The 17,639-nt window shown below is 65.2% G+C and carries 16 protein-coding genes; 15 read left to right on the top strand and 1 reads right to left on the bottom strand.

Annotated elements, in window-relative coordinates:
• Positions 1–44 precede the first annotated feature (44 nt).
• The 15 genes from DBV10_RS02805 (at position 45) to hisD (ending at position 17,120) form a co-directional block, all read left to right on the top strand.
• Entirely contained in the window at positions 45–4,778 is a 4,734-nt protein-coding gene (locus DBV10_RS02805) for a glutamate synthase-related protein (protein ID WP_124510400.1), read from the top strand.
• 48 nt (positions 4,779–4,826) lie between these two features.
• Positions 4,827–6,305: a glutamate synthase subunit beta gene (locus DBV10_RS02800; RefSeq protein WP_124510398.1), complete on the top strand. Its 1,479-nt coding sequence runs from the start codon at positions 4,827–4,829 to the stop codon at positions 6,303–6,305.
• Between the two features lie 322 nt (positions 6,306–6,627).
• Positions 6,628–7,446 (top strand): ABC transporter ATP-binding protein, encoded by an 819-nt coding sequence (locus DBV10_RS02795; RefSeq protein WP_124510396.1) that lies wholly within the window; start codon positions 6,628–6,630, stop codon positions 7,444–7,446.
• Positions 7,443–8,225: a lipid asymmetry maintenance ABC transporter permease subunit MlaE gene (gene mlaE / locus DBV10_RS02790; protein ID WP_124510393.1), complete on the top strand. Its 783-nt coding sequence runs from the start codon at positions 7,443–7,445 to the stop codon at positions 8,223–8,225. Before DBV10_RS02795 ends, mlaE begins: the two co-directional genes overlap by 4 nt.
• Positions 8,226–8,261: 36 nt before the next feature.
• Complete coding sequence (mlaD, locus tag DBV10_RS02785) at positions 8,262–8,750, top strand: outer membrane lipid asymmetry maintenance protein MlaD (protein ID WP_124510391.1); 489 nt, start codon at positions 8,262–8,264, stop codon at positions 8,748–8,750.
• Positions 8,747–9,538, top strand: a complete 792-nt coding sequence (locus DBV10_RS02780) for a VacJ family lipoprotein (protein WP_233589781.1) — start codon at positions 8,747–8,749, stop codon at positions 9,536–9,538. Before mlaD ends, DBV10_RS02780 begins: the two co-directional genes overlap by 4 nt.
• A 152-nt stretch (positions 9,539–9,690) precedes the next feature.
• The gene (locus DBV10_RS02775) at positions 9,691–10,341 is read left to right on the top strand and encodes a phospholipid-binding protein MlaC (protein WP_124510494.1); all 651 of its coding nucleotides are present in this window, start codon (positions 9,691–9,693) and stop codon (positions 10,339–10,341) included.
• Between the two features lie 21 nt (positions 10,342–10,362).
• Positions 10,363–10,635 (top strand): STAS domain-containing protein, encoded by a 273-nt coding sequence (locus DBV10_RS02770; protein WP_124510492.1) that lies wholly within the window; start codon positions 10,363–10,365, stop codon positions 10,633–10,635.
• A 94-nt stretch (positions 10,636–10,729) separates the two neighbouring features.
• Positions 10,730–11,668 carry an ABC transporter ATP-binding protein gene (locus tag DBV10_RS02765; protein WP_124510389.1) on the top strand — a complete coding sequence of 313 codons (939 nt, stop codon included), beginning with the start codon at positions 10,730–10,732 and terminating at the stop codon, positions 11,666–11,668.
• Positions 11,665–12,420, top strand: a complete 756-nt coding sequence (locus tag DBV10_RS02760; RefSeq protein ID WP_124510387.1) for an ABC transporter permease — start codon at positions 11,665–11,667, stop codon at positions 12,418–12,420. The genes DBV10_RS02765 and DBV10_RS02760 overlap by 4 nt, the downstream gene beginning before the upstream one ends.
• Position 12,421: 1 nt before the next feature.
• On the top strand, positions 12,422–12,664 hold the full coding sequence (locus DBV10_RS02755) for a BolA family protein (protein ID WP_124510385.1): 243 nt from the start codon (positions 12,422–12,424) through the stop codon (positions 12,662–12,664).
• A gap of 90 nt (positions 12,665–12,754) precedes the next feature.
• Positions 12,755–14,041, top strand: coding sequence for a UDP-N-acetylglucosamine 1-carboxyvinyltransferase (murA, locus tag DBV10_RS02750; RefSeq protein ID WP_124510383.1), 1,287 nt, complete (start codon positions 12,755–12,757; stop codon positions 14,039–14,041).
• Positions 14,038–14,691, top strand: a complete 654-nt coding sequence (gene hisG, locus DBV10_RS02745; protein WP_233589780.1) for an ATP phosphoribosyltransferase — start codon at positions 14,038–14,040, stop codon at positions 14,689–14,691. Before murA ends, hisG begins: the two co-directional genes overlap by 4 nt.
• Before the next feature lie 23 nt (positions 14,692–14,714).
• Positions 14,715–15,725, top strand: a complete 1,011-nt coding sequence (locus DBV10_RS02740; protein ID WP_124510381.1) for a YhcG family protein — start codon at positions 14,715–14,717, stop codon at positions 15,723–15,725.
• A 9-nt stretch (positions 15,726–15,734) separates the two neighbouring features.
• Positions 15,735–17,120, top strand: coding sequence for a histidinol dehydrogenase (gene hisD, locus DBV10_RS02735; protein ID WP_124510379.1), 1,386 nt, complete (start codon positions 15,735–15,737; stop codon positions 17,118–17,120).
• Here hisD and DBV10_RS02730 read toward each other — a convergent pair.
• Positions 17,107–17,520: a DUF2917 domain-containing protein gene (locus DBV10_RS02730; RefSeq protein ID WP_124510377.1), complete on the bottom strand. Its 414-nt coding sequence runs from the start codon at positions 17,518–17,520 to the stop codon at positions 17,107–17,109. The genes hisD and DBV10_RS02730 overlap by 14 nt on opposite strands.
• Positions 17,521–17,639 lie beyond the last annotated feature (119 nt).

The following is a 17,639-nucleotide window of genomic DNA, read 5'->3' as shown; positions in this document are numbered from 1 at the left end:
TGCACTAATCTTCCACTCCCTGCGAAAAATATGAGGAGTGCGCCATGACCACGGCTGCCGAGATCCAGCATCTGCAACAACACGGTTTGTATTCATCGGGTAACGAACACGACGCCTGCGGCCTCGGGTTCGTGGCCCACATCAAGGGTGTAAAGCGCCACGACATCGTGACGCAGGCCCTGAAGATCCTGGAAAACATCGACCACCGTGGTGCCGTGGGGGCCGACCCCCTGATGGGCGACGGTGCCGGCATCCTGATCCAGATCCCCGACGCGCTGTACCGCGAAGAAATGGCCAAGCAGGGCATCACGCTGCCCGCCGCCGGTGAATACGGCGTGGGCATGATCTTCCTGCCCAAGGAGCATGCCTCCCGCCTGGCCTGCGAGCAGGAGATGGAGCGCGCCATCAAGGCCGAAGGCCAGGTGCTGCTGGGCTGGCGCGATGTGCCGGTCAATGTGGACATGCCCATGTCGCCCACCGTGCGCAAGAAGGAGCCCATCCTGCGCCAAGTCTTCATCGGCCGTGGCAACGACGTGATCGTGCAGGACGCGCTGGAGCGCAAGCTCTATGTGATCCGCAAGACGGCCAGCGCCAACATCCAGGCGCTCAAGCTCAAGCACAGCAAAGAATATTACGTTCCGTCCATGTCCAGCCGCACCGTGGTCTACAAGGGCCTGCTGCTGGCCGACCAGGTGGGCGTGTACTACAAGGACCTGTCCGACGAGCGCTGCATCTCGGCCATCGGCCTGGTGCACCAGCGCTTTTCCACCAACACCTTCCCCGAGTGGCCTCTGGCCCACCCGTACCGCTATGTGGCGCACAACGGTGAAATCAACACCGTCAAGGGCAACTACAACTGGATGAAGGCGCGCGAAGGCGTGATGGCTTCGCCCGTGCTGGCGGCCGACCTGCAAAAGCTCTACCCCATCAGCTTTGCCGACCAGTCCGACACTGCCACGTTCGACAACTGCCTGGAACTGCTGACCATGGCGGGCTACCCCATCAGCCAGGCCGTGATGATGATGATCCCTGAGCCCTGGGAGCAGCACACCACCATGGACGAGCGCCGCCGTGCCTTCTATGAATACCACGCCGCCATGCTGGAGCCGTGGGACGGCCCGGCCTCCATCGTGTTCACCGATGGCCGCCAGATCGGCGCCACGCTGGACCGCAACGGCCTGCGCCCCTCGCGCTACTGCATCACCGATGACGATCTGGTCATCATGGGCTCGGAGTCGGGCGTGCTGCCCATTCCTGAAAACAAGATCGTGCGCAAGTGGCGCCTGCAGCCCGGCAAGATGTTCCTGATCGATCTGGAACAAGGCCGCATGATCGACGACGACGAGCTCAAAGCCAACGTCGTCAACACCAAGCCCTACAAGCAGTGGATCGAGAACCTGCGCATCAAGCTCGACAGCATCGAAGCCGGTGCCGAAGCTGCTGCGCCCCAGGCTGCTGATCTGCCCTTGCTGGACCGCCAGCAGGCCTTTGGGTACACCCAGGAAGACATCAAGTTCCTGATGGCGCCCATGGCCAAGAACGGCGAAGAAGGCATCGGCTCCATGGGCAACGACAGCCCGCTGGCCGTGCTCTCGGGCAAGAACAAGCCGCTGTACAACTACTTCAAGCAGTTGTTTGCGCAGGTGACGAACCCGCCGATCGACCCGATCCGCGAGGCCATCGTGATGTCGCTCAACAGCTTCATCGGCCCCAAGCCCAATCTGCTGGACATCAACCAGGTCAACCCCCCGATGCGGCTTGAAGTGAGCCAGCCTGTGCTCGACTTTGCCGACATGGCCAAGCTGCGCGATATCGAAAAGTACACGCAGGGCAAGTTCAAGAGCGCCACCATTGACATCACCTACCCGCTGGACTGGGGCCGTGAGGGCGTGGAAGCCAAGCTGGCCTCGCTGTGCGCACAGGCGGTGGACGCCATCAAGGGCGGCGCCAACATCCTGATCATCAGCGACCGCGCCGTGAGTGCCACGCAAGTGGCCATCCCCGCGCTGCTGGCCCTGTCGGCCATCCACCAGCACCTGGTGGGTGCCGGCCTGCGCACTACAGCAGGCCTGGTGGTCGAGACGGGAACCGCCCGCGAAGTACACCATTTCGCTGTGCTGGCGGGTTACGGCGCCGAAGCCGTGCACCCCTACCTGGCCATGGAAACCCTGGCCGAGATGCACAAGGACCTGGGCGGCGACCTGTCGGCCGACAAGGCCATCTACAACTACGTCAAGGCCATCGGCAAGGGCCTGTCCAAGATCATGTCCAAGATGGGCGTGAGTACCTACATGAGCTACTGCGGCGCCCAGCTGTTCGAGGCCATTGGCCTGAACACGGAAACCGTGGGCAAGTACTTCACCGGCACGGCCAGCCGCGTGGAAGGCATCGGCGTGTTCGAAATCGCCGAAGAAGCCATCCGCATGCACAAGGCCGCGTTTGGTGACGACCCCGTGCTCGAAACCATGCTGGATGCGGGCGGCGAATACGCTTGGCGCGCCCGGGGCGAAGACCACATGTGGACGCCCGACGCGATTGCCAAGCTGCAGCACAGCACGCGCGCCAACAACTGGAACACGTACAAGGAATACGCCCAGCTGATCAACGACCAGAGCAAGCGCCACATGACGCTGCGCGGCCTGTTCGAGTTCAAGATCGACCCTGCCAAGGCCATTTCGATCGACGAAGTCGAGCCCGCCAAGGAGATCGTCAAGCGCTTTGCCACCGGCGCCATGTCGCTGGGCTCCATCTCCACCGAGGCGCATGCCACGCTGGCCGTGGCCATGAACCGCATCGGCGGCAAGAGCAACACCGGCGAGGGCGGCGAAGACGCAGCGCGTTATCGCAACGAACTCAAGGGCATCCCGATCAAGAAGGGCGACACGCTCAAGAGCGTGATCGGTGGGGAAAACGTAGAAGTCGATTTGCCTTTGCTGGACGGCGACTCGCTGCGCAGCCGCATCAAGCAGGTGGCGTCGGGCCGCTTCGGCGTCACGGCCGAATACCTGTCGTCGGCAGACCAGATCCAGATCAAGATGGCCCAGGGCGCCAAGCCTGGCGAAGGCGGCCAGCTGCCCGGTGGCAAGGTCTCCAACTACATCGGCAAGCTGCGCCACAGCGTGCCGGGTGTGGGTTTGATCTCGCCCCCTCCGCACCACGACATTTACTCCATCGAGGACTTGGCCCAGCTGATCCACGATCTGAAGAACGTGGCGCCGCACGCAGGCATCAGCGTCAAGCTGGTGTCTGAAGTGGGCGTGGGCACCATTGCGGCCGGCGTGGCCAAGTGCAAGAGCGACCACGTGGTGATCGCCGGGCACGACGGCGGCACGGGCGCTTCGCCCTGGTCGTCCATCAAGCATTGCGGTGGCCCCTGGGAAATCGGCCTGGCCGAAACCCAGCAGACGCTGGTGCTCAACCGCCTGCGTGCGCGCATCCGCGTCCAAGCCGACGGCCAGATGAAAACCGGCCGCGATGTCGCCATCGGTGCGCTGCTGGGTGCGGATGAATTCGGCTTCGCCACCGCACCGCTGGTGGTCGAGGGCTGCATCATGATGCGCAAGTGCCACCTGAACACCTGCCCCGTGGGCGTGGCCACGCAAGACCCTGAGCTGCGCAAGAAGTTCTCGGGCAAGCCTGAGCATGTGGTGAACTACTTCTTCTTCATCGCTGAAGAAGTGCGCCAGATCATGGCCCAGCTGGGCATCAAGAAGTTCGACGACCTGATCGGCCGCACCGACCTGCTCGATATGCGCGCTGGCCTCTCGCACTGGAAGGCGCGCGGCCTGGACTTCAGCCGCCTGTTCGCCCAGCCCAACGTGCCTGCCGACGTGCCGCGCTTCCACGTGGATGTGCAAGACCACAACATCGAGCACACGTTGGACCGCAAGCTCATCGAGCGCAGCCAGCCCGCCATTGAAAAGGGCGAGCGCGTGCAGTTCATCGAAGTGGCCCGCAATGTGAACCGCTCCGTGGGCGCCATGCTCTCGGGGGCGGTGACCCGCGCCCACCCCGAAGGCCTGCCAGACGACACCATCCGCATTCAGCTGGAAGGCACGGGTGGCCAGTCGTTCGGTGCGTTCCTCACCCGCGGCATCACGCTGTACCTGATCGGCGATGCCAACGACTACACGGGCAAGGGCCTGTCGGGCGGCCGCGTCATCGTGCGCCCCAGCATCGACTTCCGTGGCGACTCCGTGCGCAACACCATCGTGGGCAACACGGTGATGTACGGAGCCACCACGGGTGAAGCTTTCTTCAGTGGCGTGGCCGGCGAACGCTTTGCGGTGCGCCTGTCGGGTGCCACGGCGGTGGTCGAAGGCACGGGTGACCACGGCTGTGAATACATGACCGGCGGCACGGTGCTGGTGCTGGGCAAGACCGGCCGCAACTTCGCGGCGGGCATGAGCGGTGGCGTCGCCTACGTCTATGACGAAGACGGCCAGTTCGACACCCGCTGCAACATGTCCATGGTCACGCTGGAGCGCATCCTGCCCGCCTCGGAGCAAGAGGCCACGGTGCCGCACGCCATTTGGCACAACGGCCAGACGGACGAAGCCCAGCTCAAGAAGCTGCTGGAAGACCACAACCGCTGGACGGGCAGCAAGCGCGCGCGCGAACTGCTGGACAACTGGGCGGCATCGCGCAGCAAGTTCGTCAAGGTCTTCCCGACCGAGTACAAGCGTGCGTTGTCTGAAATTTATGAAAGAAAAGTGCTGGAGGAGTCCGCTACACCAGCGGTAGCTGCTACCAAAAAAGAAGCGGCTCCTGCCAAGTAAGGCAGTGCCGTCCACCTTCGCACAGCATTCATAAACAAGGACACCGTCATGGGAAAAACTACCGGCTTCATGGAATACGAGCGCATCGAAGAGGGCTACAAGCCCGTGCCCGAGCGCTTGAAGCACTACAAGGAATTTGTCATCGGGCTCGATAGCGCCCAGGCCAAGGTGCAAGGCGCGCGCTGCATGGACTGCGGCACGCCGTTCTGCAACAACGGCTGCCCGGTCAACAACATCATTCCGGACTTCAACGATCTGGTGTACCACCAGGACTGGAAGAGCGCGATCGAGGTGCTGCACAGCACCAACAACTTCCCCGAGTTCACGGGCCGCATCTGCCCCGCCCCCTGCGAGGCGGCCTGCGTGCTCAACGTGAATGACGACGCCGTGGGCATCAAGTCCATCGAGCACGCCATCATCGACCGCGCCTGGGACGAAGGCTGGGTCAAGCCCCGCCCTGCCAAGCACCAGACGGGCAAGAAGGTCGCTGTGGTGGGCTCGGGCCCCGCCGGCATGGCCGCAGCCCAGCAGCTCGCACGCGCAGGCCACAGCGTCACGCTGTTCGAGAAGAACGACCGCGTGGGCGGCCTGCTGCGCTACGGCATTCCTGACTTCAAGATGGAGAAGTCGCACATCGACCGCCGCGTCAAGCAGCTCGAAGCCGAAGGCGTGGTCATCCGCACCAGCGTGTTCGTGGGCGCAGCCAAGGACGGCCTGGGCAAGGACTCCAAGGTCACCAACTGGGCCAAGGAAACCATCACGCCCGAGCAGCTCCACAAGGAGTTCGACGCCGTGCTGCTGACCGGCGGCGCCGAGCAATCGCGCGACCTGCCAGTGCCCGGCCGCGACCTCGACGGCATTCACTTCGCCATGGAGTTCCTGCCCCAGCAGAACAAGGTCAATGCAGGCGATAAGCTCAAGGGCCAGATCCTGGCCACGGGCAAGCATGTCATCGTGATCGGTGGCGGCGACACCGGCAGCGACTGTGTGGGCACCAGCAACCGCCATGGCGCGGCCAGCGTGACCCAGTTCGAGGTGATGCCCCAGCCTCCCGAGGTGGAAAACCGCCCCCTGACCTGGCCTTACTGGCCGCTCAAGCTGCGCACCAGTTCCAGCCACGACGAAGGCTGTGTGCGTGAGTTCGCGATCTCCACCAAGGAGTTCACGGGTGAAAAGGGCAAGGTCAAGAGCCTGACCACCGTGCAGGTGGAGTTCAAGGACGGCAAGCTGGTCGAGATCCCTGGCACCGAAAAGCACTACCAGGCCGACCTGGTGTTGTTGGCCATGGGCTTTGTGAGCCCCGTGGCCGCCGTGCTCGACGCCTTTGGCGTGGACAAGGATGCCCGTGGCAATGCCCGCGCCAGCACCGAGTTCGACGGCGGCTATGCCACCAGCGTGCCCAAGGTGTTTGCGGCTGGCGACATCCGCCGGGGCCAGTCGCTGGTGGTCTGGGCCATCCGCGAAGGCCGCCAGGCTGCGCGCTCGGTGGACGAGTTCCTGATGGGCTACTCGGACCTGCCCCGCTGATCACCAGCGGCTGGGTTCGAGCAAAAGCGGCGCCTGCGGGCGCCGCTTTTTTTGGGGTGTGTGCTGTGGGGCTTGCGCTGGCCTGGCAAGGCAAAACCACGGGTCCGGCGGCTCTGGCGCTTTGTTGGCACAATCGGGAGTCCTGTCAATCCGGGCTTGCCTCGACTTCTGGTGCACCGCGCGCCCCGCGCTTCGTGCCCTTTTTTACAAACATGCGTGAATGTATGTTTGTGTCTTCGGCTACCATCGCGGCGCGCTTCCCTGTGGCGCGCGCTGGGTGCCTTGTGGGTGGGCCCCGGATTTCCACAACCCTTGTCCTTGCATGCCCGAACCGTCCTTCCTCGCCGAACTGCGCAGCGTCACCTTCTCGTACGGTGACCGTGCCATCCTGCGCGACGTGAGCCTGGCGGTGCCGCGCGGCAAGGTCACGGCGCTCATGGGGGCGTCGGGCGGCGGCAAGACCACGGTGCTGCGCCTGATTGGCGGGCAGCAGCAAGCCCAGAGCGGCCAGGTGCTGTTCGATGGCCAGGATGTGGGGCGCATGGATGTTGCGGCCCTGTACGCGGCGCGCCGGCGCATGGGCATGTTGTTCCAGTTCGGGGCGCTGTTCACCGACCTCAGCGTGTTCGAAAACGTGGCGTTTCCGCTGCGCGAGCACACCGACCTGTCCGAAGCCCTGGTCCGCGACGTGGTGCTGATGAAGCTGCATGCGGTGGGCCTGCGCGGCGCACGCGACCTGATGCCGAGCCAGATTTCCGGTGGCATGGCCCGCCGCGTGGCGCTGGCCCGCGCGATTGTGCTGGACCCGGAGCTGGTCATGTACGACGAGCCCTTTGCGGGCCTGGACCCGATTTCGCTCGGCACGGCGGCCCAATTGATCCGCCAGCTCAACGACGCCATGGGCCTGACCAGCATCATCGTCTCGCACGATCTGGAAGAAACCTTCCGGCTCGCGGACCACGTGATCATTCTGGGCGAGGGCGTGGTTGCCGCCCAGGGCACCCCTGAGGAGGTGCGCGCCAGCCGCGATCCGCTGGTGCACCAGTTCGTGAATGCCTTGCCTGCGGGGCCGGTGCCGTTCCATTACCCCTCCCCGGAGCCGGCGGAGGACTTCGGGCCGGCAGGGGGGCGCACATCGTGAGCTGGTACAGGCCTTCGGATGTCGGCTTTGCGGTGCGCCAGCAACTGGCGGACATCGGACTGGGCGCGCGCTTGTTCGTGCGGTTGCTGCGGCTGGCCGGGGCGACCTTTCTGCGGCCCGGGCTGGTGCGCGACCAGATCCATTTTCTGGGCAACTACTCGCTGGCCATCATTGCAGTGTCGGGCCTGTTCGTGGGCTTTGTGCTGGGGCTGCAGGGCTACTACACGCTGCAACGCTATGGCTCGTCGGAGGCGTTGGGCCTGCTGGTGGCGTTGAGCCTGGTGCGCGAGCTGGGGCCGGTGGTCACGGCGCTGCTGTTTGCGGGCCGCGCGGGCACCTCGCTCACGGCTGAAATTGGGTTGATGCGCGCGGGCGAGCAGCTCAGCGCGATGGAAATGATGGCCGTGGACCCGGTGCAGCGCATCCTGGCGCCGCGCTTCTGGGCTGGGGTGATCACCATGCCCCTGCTGGCGGCCGTGTTCAGCGCGGTGGGGGTCATCGGTGGCTGGGTGGTGGGCGTGCTCATGATCGGCATCGACCCCGGGGCCTTCTGGAGCCAGATGCAGGGCGGGGTCGATGTCTGGAAAGACCTGGGCAACGGCGTGCTCAAAAGCGTGGTCTTCGGCTTTACCGTGACCTTTGTGGCACTGTTGCAAGGCTATGTGGCCAAGCCCACGCCCGAGGGCGTGTCGCGTGCCACCACGCGCACGGTGGTCATGGCGTCCCTGGCGGTGTTGGCGCTGGACTTCGTGCTCACGGCCCTGATGTTCAGTATCTGACGCGGGCAAAGCCGGCGCAGGAAGGAATCCAAGACAATGCAACGATCCAAAAACGATCTCTGGGTGGGGCTCTTCGTGATGCTCGGTACGGTGGCGCTGGTGTTTCTGGCACTGCAGTCGGCCAACCTGTTGAGCCTCAAGTTCCAGTCGGGCTACCGCATCACGGCCCGTTTTGACAACATCGGCGGCCTCAAGCCCCAGGCGGCGGTGCGCAGCGCCGGCGTGGTGGTGGGGCGTGTGGAGGCCATCACCTTCGACGACAAGACCTTCCAGGCGCGGGTCACCCTGGCGATGGAAGACCGCTATGCCTTCCCCAAGGACAGCTCGCTCAAGATCCTCACCAGCGGCCTGCTGGGTGAGCAGTACATCGGCATCGAGGCGGGAGCGGACGAAAAGAACCTGGCAGCGGGCGACATGGTCACGGCAACCCAGTCGGCCGTGGTGCTCGAAAACCTCATCGGACAATTTCTTTACAGCAAGGCCGAAGACGGCGGCAAACCTGCTGGGACAGGTGGCAAAAAATGACGAACTCTCACGATACAACCCCGCCCCCCCACGCAGCACGCGGGGCTTTGGCTGGGCGCCTGGGCCCGGGGCTTTTGCTGGGCGCAGCGCTGCTGACGGGCTGTGCCACGGTGGCCAACCCCGACCCTCGGGACCCTTTGGAGTCCTACAACCGCAGCATGACCAACTTCAATGAGCATGTGGATTCCATGGTGCTCAAGCCGGTGGCCACGGCCTACAAGGAGGTCACGCCGGCGCCGGTGCGCACCGGGGTCAGCAACTTCTTTGCCAACATTGGCGATGTCTGGTCGTTTGTGAACAACGTGCTGCAACTGCGGGGCGAGGCGGCCGCATCCAGCTTCATGCGGGTGAACGTGAACACCTTCATGGGCCTGGGGGGGGTGCTGGACATCGCGAGCGAGCTGGGCATTGACCGCTACAAGCAGGACTTTGGCCTGACCCTGGGGCGCTGGGGGGTGGGCACGGGCCCGTACCTGGTGCTGCCCATTCTGGGGCCGTCCACCGTGCGCGACACGGTGGCGCTGCCGGTGGACATGAAAGGCAATGCCGTGAGCTACGTGGACCCGGTGTCGGCCCGCAACTCGCTGTATGTGCTGCGTGCGGTGGAGGTGCGTTCCAACCTGCTGCGGGCGGGCTCGGTGCTCGACAGTGCGGCGTTGGACAAGTACAGCTTCACGCGGGACGTGTTCCTGCAGGTGCGCAGCCAGGCGGGCGAAATGCACAACGCGGACGGCAAGGATGACGGCAACTCCAATGACGGCGTGCTGCCGGAAGAGCCACCTCGCTGAGTTCGTGGTGGTGCCGGGCGGTTGATTGCCCACCGGCCCGTGCGGCCTGTTGCACTTGCTTGCAACCCGCAACGGCTGCGACGCATGGCGCGCAGCCGGGGCCACCACAATGATTTGACGGGCACCAGCCCGCACCGATGAAAGTCAAGAACATGATGAACCGACGTACCCTGGGACGCAGCGCCCTGAGCCTGGCTGCTGGCGTGGCGCTGTTGCTGGGCCTGTCCGTGCCGGCCCTGGCGGCCGACGAGGCGCCCGATGCGCTGATCAAGCGCCTGTCTGCCGACGTGCTCACCACGGTGAAGGCCGACAAGGCCATCCAGGGTGGCGATCTCACCAAGGTCGTTGCGCTGGTGGACAAGACCGTCATGCCCAACGTCAACTTCCGCCGCATGACGGCTGCGGCCGTGGGCCCCGGCTGGCGCCAGGCCACGCCCGAGCAGCAAAAGCGCCTGCAGGACGAGTTCAAGGTCCTGCTGGTGCGCACCTATGCCGGCGCCCTGGCGCAGGTCAACGAGCAGACCATCCAGGTCAAACCGCTGCGCGCGGCGGCCGAGGACAAGGACGTGCTGGTGCGCACCGAGATCGTGGGCCGGGGTGACCCCATCCAGCTCGACTACCGGCTGGAAAAGACGCCCGGCGAGGGCGCTGGCTGGAAGATCTACAACCTGAACGTGCTGGGCGTGTGGCTGGTGGAAACCTACCGGGGCCAGTTTGCGCAAGAGATCAACGCCAAGGGCATCGACGGCCTGATCGAAACCCTGGTCGCGCGCAATAAGGCGAACGCCACCGCCAAGGGCTGAGACGGTGTGAACGAACCCACCATGCTGGTACTGCCCTCCGAACTTACCCACCGCCAGGCCACGGCCTGCCTGCAGATGCTGCTCCAGGGGATGCGGGTGCACCGCGAAAGCGGTGTGGTGGTGGATGCGAGCGCCATGGCGGTGTTTGACAGCTCCGCGCTGGCGGTGCTGCTGGAGTGCCGGCGCGAGGCGCTGTCGGTGGGCAAGACCTTCGCCGTGCAGGGCCTGCCTGCGGCGCTGCGTGGCATGGCAGGCTTGTATGGTGTGGGCACCTTGCTCACGCCCGTGTCCTGACCAGGCGCTCCGCCGATGGGGGCCATGGTGCAGCAGCCGGCCCCACGGCCCCACGGCGACGTGGTTCAGGCCGAGGCCGTAAAATCAAGGGTTCATGCCCGCAGTCTCATTCCAAGCCATCTCCAAGACCTTTGCCACGCCCAAAGGCCCTTTTCAGGCGCTGAACCAGGTCAACCTGGATATTGAGGAGGGCGAGTTCTTCGGACTCCTCGGCCCCAATGGCGCCGGCAAAACCACCCTCATCAGCATCCTCGCCGGGCTGGCGCGCGCCACCAGCGGGCGCGTGCTGGTGCAAGGCAGCGATGTGCAGGCCCACTACGCCGATGCCCGCCGCAAGCTGGGCATCGTGCCGCAGGAGCTGGTGTTCGACCCGTTCTTCAATGTGCGCGAAGCCTTGCGCATCCAGTCCGGCTATTTCGGCGTGAAGAACAACGAGGCCTGGATCGACGAGCTGCTCGAAAACCTGGGCCTGGCCGACAAGGCCACCGCCAACATGCGCCAGCTCTCGGGCGGCATGAAGCGCCGCGTTCTGGTGGCGCAGGCGCTGGTGCACAAGCCGCCCATCATCGTGCTCGACGAACCCACGGCCGGTGTGGACGTGGAGCTGCGCCAGACCCTCTGGCACTTCGTCGCCCGCCTGAACAAGGAAGGGCACACGGTGCTGCTCACCACGCACTACCTCGAAGAGGCCGAAGCGCTGTGCGGCCGCATCGCCATGCTCAAGTCCGGCCAGATCGTGGCGCTGAACCGCACCAGCGAATTGCTGCAGGCCGCCTCGGGCAGCGTGCTGCAGTTCAAGACCGATGCGGCGCTGCCGCCCGCGCTGGCCGCTGCGGCGCGGGTCACGGGCCGCATCGTGCAATTGCCTGCGCACGACGCCGCTGAGATCGAGAACCACCTGGCCGCGTTGCGCGTTGCGGGCGTCGATGTGCAGGACATGGAAATTCGGCGGCCCGACCTGGAAGACGTGTTCCTGCAGGTGATGTCGGGTACCTCGGCTTCTAATATCCCCTTGTCCGAGGTCGCGCTATGACGGGCTGGCAGACGCTTTTTTATAAAGAAGTTTTGCGGTTCTGGAAGGTCAGCTTCCAGACCGTCGCCGCCCCGGTGCTCACCGCTGTGCTGTACCTGCTGATCTTCGGCCATGTGCTCGAAGACCACGTCAAGGTCTACGACCGCATCAGCTACACCGCGTTCCTGGTGCCCGGCCTGGTGATGATGAGCGTGCTGCAGAACGCCTTCGCCAACAGCTCATCGAGCCTGATCCAGAGCAAGATCATGGGCAGCCTGGTGTTTGTGCTGCTCACGCCGCTGTCGCACTGGGCCTGGTTTGTGGCCTACGTGGGCTCGTCCGTGGTGCGCGGGCTGGTGGTGGGCCTGGGGGTGTTCATCGTCACCCTGGCGTTTGCGCGGCCGGAGTTTGCGGCGCCGCTGTGGATTGTGGCGTTTGCCTTGCTGGGCGCGGCGCTGCTGGCCACGCTGGGGCTGATTGCAGGCCTGTGGGCCGACAAGTTCGACCAGATGGCCGCGTTCCAGAACTTCATCATCGTGCCCATGACCTTCCTGTCGGGCGTGTTCTATTCGATCCAGTCGCTGCCGCCGTTCTGGCAGGCCGTGAGCCACCTCAACCCGTTCTTCTACATGATCGACGGCTTCCGCTACGGCTTCTTTGGCCAGAGCGACACCTCGCCCTGGCTCAGCCTGGGCATCGTGGGCATCGCCTGGCTGGCCGTCAGTGCACTGGCCGTGCACCTCTTGCGTACCGGCTACAAGATTAGAAATTGACATGACCGCTGACCAACTCAAAGACCTCATCGCCGCCGGCCTGGCCTGCGAACACATCACGCTCGAAGGCGATGGCCGCCACTGGTACGCCACCATCGTTTCGGCCGAGTTCGAGGGCAAGCGCGCCATCCAGCGCCACCAGCGCGTGTACGCCACGCTGGGCGCGAAAATGCACACCGACGAAGTGCATGCGCTGTCGATGAAGACCTTCACCCCCGCCGAGTGGGCGGCGCAGGCGCCCTGAGGCGTGGGCCTGATACTCACTTATTGATAGCTTCTTGCGCTTGATGGACGGGCGCTAGGGCTTGTTTTATTCATATTCTGGTTACCTGACATGGACAAACTCCTGATTCGCGGCGGACGCAGCTTGCAAGGCGAGGTGCTGGTGTCCGGCGCCAAGAACGCCGCCTTGCCGGAGTTGTGCGCGGCGCTGCTCACGGCCGAGCCCGTGACCCTGCTCAACGTGCCCCAGCTGCAGGATGTGAGCACCATGCTCAAGCTCATCCGCAACATGGGTGTGACCGCAGAGCGCGCCGACGATGGCACTGTGCGCATCGACGCCGGTGCGCTCAACACGCCCGAAGCCCCCTACGAACTGGTCAAGACCATGCGCGCCTCGGTGCTGGCCCTGGGCCCGCTGCTGGCGCGCTTTGGCGAGGCCACGGTGTCGCTGCCCGGTGGCTGTGCCATCGGCTCGCGCCCGGTGGACCAGCACATCAAGGGCCTGGCCGCCATGGGCGCCGAGATCGTGGTCGAACACGGCTACATGATCGCCAAGCTGCCCGCCGGCGCCACGCGCCTGAAGGGCGCCCGCATCACCACCGACATGGTCACCGTGACGGGCACCGAGAACTTCCTCATGGCCGCTGCACTGGCCGAGGGCGAGACGGTGCTCGAAAACGCCGCGCAAGAGCCCGAGATCTCGGACCTGGCCGAGATGCTGATCGCCATGGGCGCGAAGATCGAAGGCCATGGCACCAGCCGCATCCGCATCCAGGGTGTGGACAAGCTGCACGGCTGCACCCACCGCGTGGTGGCCGACCGCATCGAGGCGGGCACCTTTTTGTGCGCCGTGGCTGCCACGGGCGGCGATGTGCTGCTGCGCCATGGCCGCGCCGACCACCTCGACGCCGTGATCGAGAAGCTGCGCGAAGCCGGTGCCGATGTGCAGGCGGTGGAAGGTGGCATCCGCGTGAAGAGCCCGGGCGGCGCCACGCTCAAGGCCCAGGGCTTTCGCACCACCGAATACCCCGGCTTCCCCACCGACATGCAGGCCCAGTTCATGGCGCTCAACTGCATCGCCCAGGGCACGGCCACGGTGACCGAGACGATTTTTGAAAACCGCTTCATGCACGTCAACGAGCTGGTGCGCCTGGGCGCCAAGATCCAGGTCGATGGCAAGGTGGCCGTGATCGAAGGCCTCGCCACCACATCCGGCCGCCTGTCGGGCGCCACCGTGATGGCCACCGACCTGCGCGCCTCCGCCAGCCTGGTCATCGCCGGCCTGGTGGCCGACGGCGAGACCGTGGTGGACCGCATCTACCACCTGGACCGCGGCTACGACTGCATGGAAGCCAAACTGCGCGGCATTGGTGCCGACATCGAGCGAGTAACAGCATGAGCAGCAACATGATCACCCTGGCCCTCTCCAAGGGCCGCATCTTTGACGAAACCCTGCCCCTGCTGGCCGCCGCTGGCATCGAGGTGCTGGAAGACCCTGAAAAGTCGCGCAAGCTCATCCTGCCCACCAACCAGCCCAATGTGCGCGTGGTGCTGGTGCGCGCCACCGACGTGCCCACCTATGTGCAATACGGCGGTGCCGACATCGGCGTGACCGGCAAGGACACCCTCATTGAGCATGGCGGCCAGGGCCTGTACCAGCCGCTGGACCTGCAGATCGCCAAGTGCCGCGTGAGCGTGGCCGTGCGCAATGACTTCGATTACGAGCGCGCCGTCAAGCAGGGCGCACGCCTGAAGGTGGCCACCAAATACACCGGCATCGCGCGCGACTTCTTCGCGAGCAAGGGCGTGCACGTGGACATGGTCAAGCTCTACGGCAGCATGGAACTGGCGCCGCTGACGGGCCTGGCCGATGCCATCGTGGACCTGGTCTCCACTGGCAACACGCTCAAGGCCAACCACCTGGTCGAGGTCGAGCGCATCATGGACATCAGCTCTTACCTGGTTGTGAACCAGGCTGCGCTCAAGCTCAAGCAGGCGCCGCTGCGCCGCATCATTGATGCGTTTGCGGGCGCCATTCCCAAAGACTGAATCTTGTTGCCCCGCCCAGCGCCGTGACGAGCGTCCCGCAGCCCCCCGATTTCGCCGACATCGCGCGCCTGATCGCCGCCAGCCGGCAGCAGGCCGTGCAGGCCGTCAACACCCTGCTGGTCGAGCTGTACTGGCAGATCGGCGAGCGCATCAGCCGCAAGATCGCGGCGGCGGAGTGGGGGGACGGGGTGGTGGCGCAGCTGGCGGGGTATCTGGCGCAGACGCAGCCGGGGCTGCGTGGGTTCACCCGCCGCAACCTGTTCAGAATGCGTCATTTCTACGAGGCCTATCCTGCCCGCGAAATTGTGTCAGCGCTGCTGACACAATTGCCCTGGACGCATCACCTGATCATCCTGGGCCAGAGCAAGCGCCCCGAAGAACGTGAGTTCTACCTGCGTCTGGCGGCGCAGGAGAAGTGGAGCAGCCGAGAGCTGGAGCGGCAGTTCAAAACCGCACTGTTCGAGCGCACGGTGCTGCACCCCACAAAAGTGTCAGCACTGGCGAGACAAATTCACCCCGATGTGGCTGGCATCTTCAAAGACAGCTACGTCGTCGAATTCCTGGGCTTGCCTTCGGGCCACGCCGAAGCAGACCTGCACCAAAGCCTGCTCGCAAGGCTCAAGGACTTCCTGATCGAGCTGGGCCGCGACTTCTGCTTTGTCGGCAGCGAATATCCGCTGCAAGTCGGCGGACGCGACTTTGCGCTCGACCTGCTGTTCTTCCACCGCAGCCTCAACAGCCTGGTCGCCATCGAACTGAAGGTCGGCCGCTTCGAGCCCGAATACCTGGGCAAGCTCAACTTCTACCTCGAAGCACTCGACCGCGACGTCAAGAAGCCCCACGAGCGCCCCGCCATCGGCGTGCTGCTGTGCGCGAGCAAAGACGACGAAGTGGTCGAATACGCCCTGAGCCGCAGCACATCGCCTGCGCTGATCGCCGAATACCAGACGCAACTGCCCGACAAAGCCCTGCTGCGGGCCAAGCTGCATGAGTTCTACCTGCAGAACACGCAGCCGGACGACGCCACCGACTGAAGAATGACTATGAAATCAATAGCTGCTCCCGCTTATCTGTCAACGGCTGATGCCGATTTTGAGCAAAAATTTCAGCAGCGCCTGCACTGGTCTGCCGACACCGACGCGGCCATCGAGCAGCGCGTGGCCGACATCCTGGCCGACGTGCAAAAGCGCGGCGATGCGGCGGTGCTGGAATACACCGCCCGCTTCGACGGCCTCTCGGCCCCCGACATGGCGGCGCTGGAGCTGACGCAGGCCGACTTCAAGGCCGCGTTCGACGCCATCCCGCAGGCCCAGCGCGACGCGCTGCAGGCCGCCGCGAAGCGCGTGCGCAGCTACCATGAGGCGCAGAAGAAGGCCTCGGGCGAGAGCTGGAGCTACCGCGACGAGGATGGCACCCTGCTGGGCCAGAAGGTCACGCCGCTGGACCGCGTGGGCATCTACGTGCCCGGCGGCAAGGCCGCCTACCCGTCCAGCCTGCTGATGAACGCCATCCCGGCCCATGTGGCGGGCGTGCAGGAAATCATCATGGTTGTGCCCACGCCCGTGCGCGGCAGCGTGGCGACGGGTGGATCGGGCGACCAGGCGGCCTCTACCCAGGGCGAGCGCAACGAGCTGGTGCTGGCCGCCGCCTACGTGGCGGGCGTCACCCGCGCTTTCACCATCGGCGGCGCCCAGGCCGTGGCCGCGCTGGCCTACGGCACGGCCACCGTGCCCAAGGTGGACAAGATCACTGGCCCCGGCAACGCCTATGTGGCCAGCGCCAAGAAGCGCGTGTTCGGCACCGTGGGCATCGACATGATCGCGGGCCCGAGCGAAATCCTGGTGCTGGCCGACGGCAGCACGCCGCCCGACTGGGTGGCGATGGACCTGTTCAGCCAGGCCGAACACGACGAGCTGGCCCAGAGCATCCTGCTGTGCCCCGACGCCGCCTACATCGCCGCCGTGCAGCGCGAGATCGACCGCCTGCTGCCCACCATGCCGCGCGCCGAGATCATCGCCAAGAGCCTTACGGGCCGGGGCGCGCTGATCCTCACCAAGGACATGGAAGAAGCCTGCGCGATCAGCAACCGCATCGCGCCCGAACATTTGGAAGTGAGCAGCACCGACCCGCACCGCTGGGAGCCGCTGCTGCGCCACGCGGGCGCGATCTTCCTGGGGGCCTACACCTCTGAAAGCCTGGGCGACTACTGCGCAGGCCCCAACCACGTGCTGCCCACCAGCGGCACGGCCCGCTTCTCGTCCCCGCTGGGCGTGTACGACTTCCAAAAGCGCAGCAGCCTCATCGAGGTGAGCGAGGCCGGTGCCCAGGTGCTGGGCACCATCGCTGCCGAGCTGGCCTACGGCGAAGGCCTGCAGGCCCATGCGCAGGCGGCCGAAATGCGCCTGAAGACCCCGCTCAAGCCGCGCTGATCGCGCCCCGGGGCAAGGCACCTTGTGTGGGTGCCGTTGCCTTGGGCTGAGAGGCTGCAGCGGGGGGCGTCGGATAAGCGGCGCCTGTCACAGCCCTGTGTTGTGCCCAGTTCAGCCGCGCGGGCCGGTGGCCTTCGGCGCTCACCCGCAGCCGCACGGGCCCGGTGAACGACAGGCGCTGCCCGGCCTCCAGAAAATAGTCTTCCAGCAGACCATCGCAGGTCACCCAGACCCGGCCTTGTTCGACTTCGAGCAGGGCGATGTCGCCCGCGCGGAAGTCCAGCACCTGGACGGCTTGCAGCGGCGGCAGCGGCTGGCGCTTCCATTGCAGCGTAAGGGGAACCGCAGGCTGGCTGAGCAGCGCGGGCGACGGTGGGGTGGGGGTGTGCAGCGAGTTCATGCCTTCACTGTGCGGCCAGGACCCGCGCGGCGATACGGACAGTCACGCAGAACCTGATCCAGTACAGATCGGCTGTGCTGACCATCTGTACTGTACGGGCTGCATCCGCTCTGTACTGG

The sequence above is a fragment of the Acidovorax sp. FJL06 genome, from assembly GCF_003852545.1.
GTDB lineage: Bacteria > Pseudomonadota > Gammaproteobacteria > Burkholderiales > Burkholderiaceae_C > Acidovorax.
The sequence above is the reverse complement of the archived record's forward strand: the minus strand, read 5'-3'. Positions and strand labels throughout refer to the sequence as shown.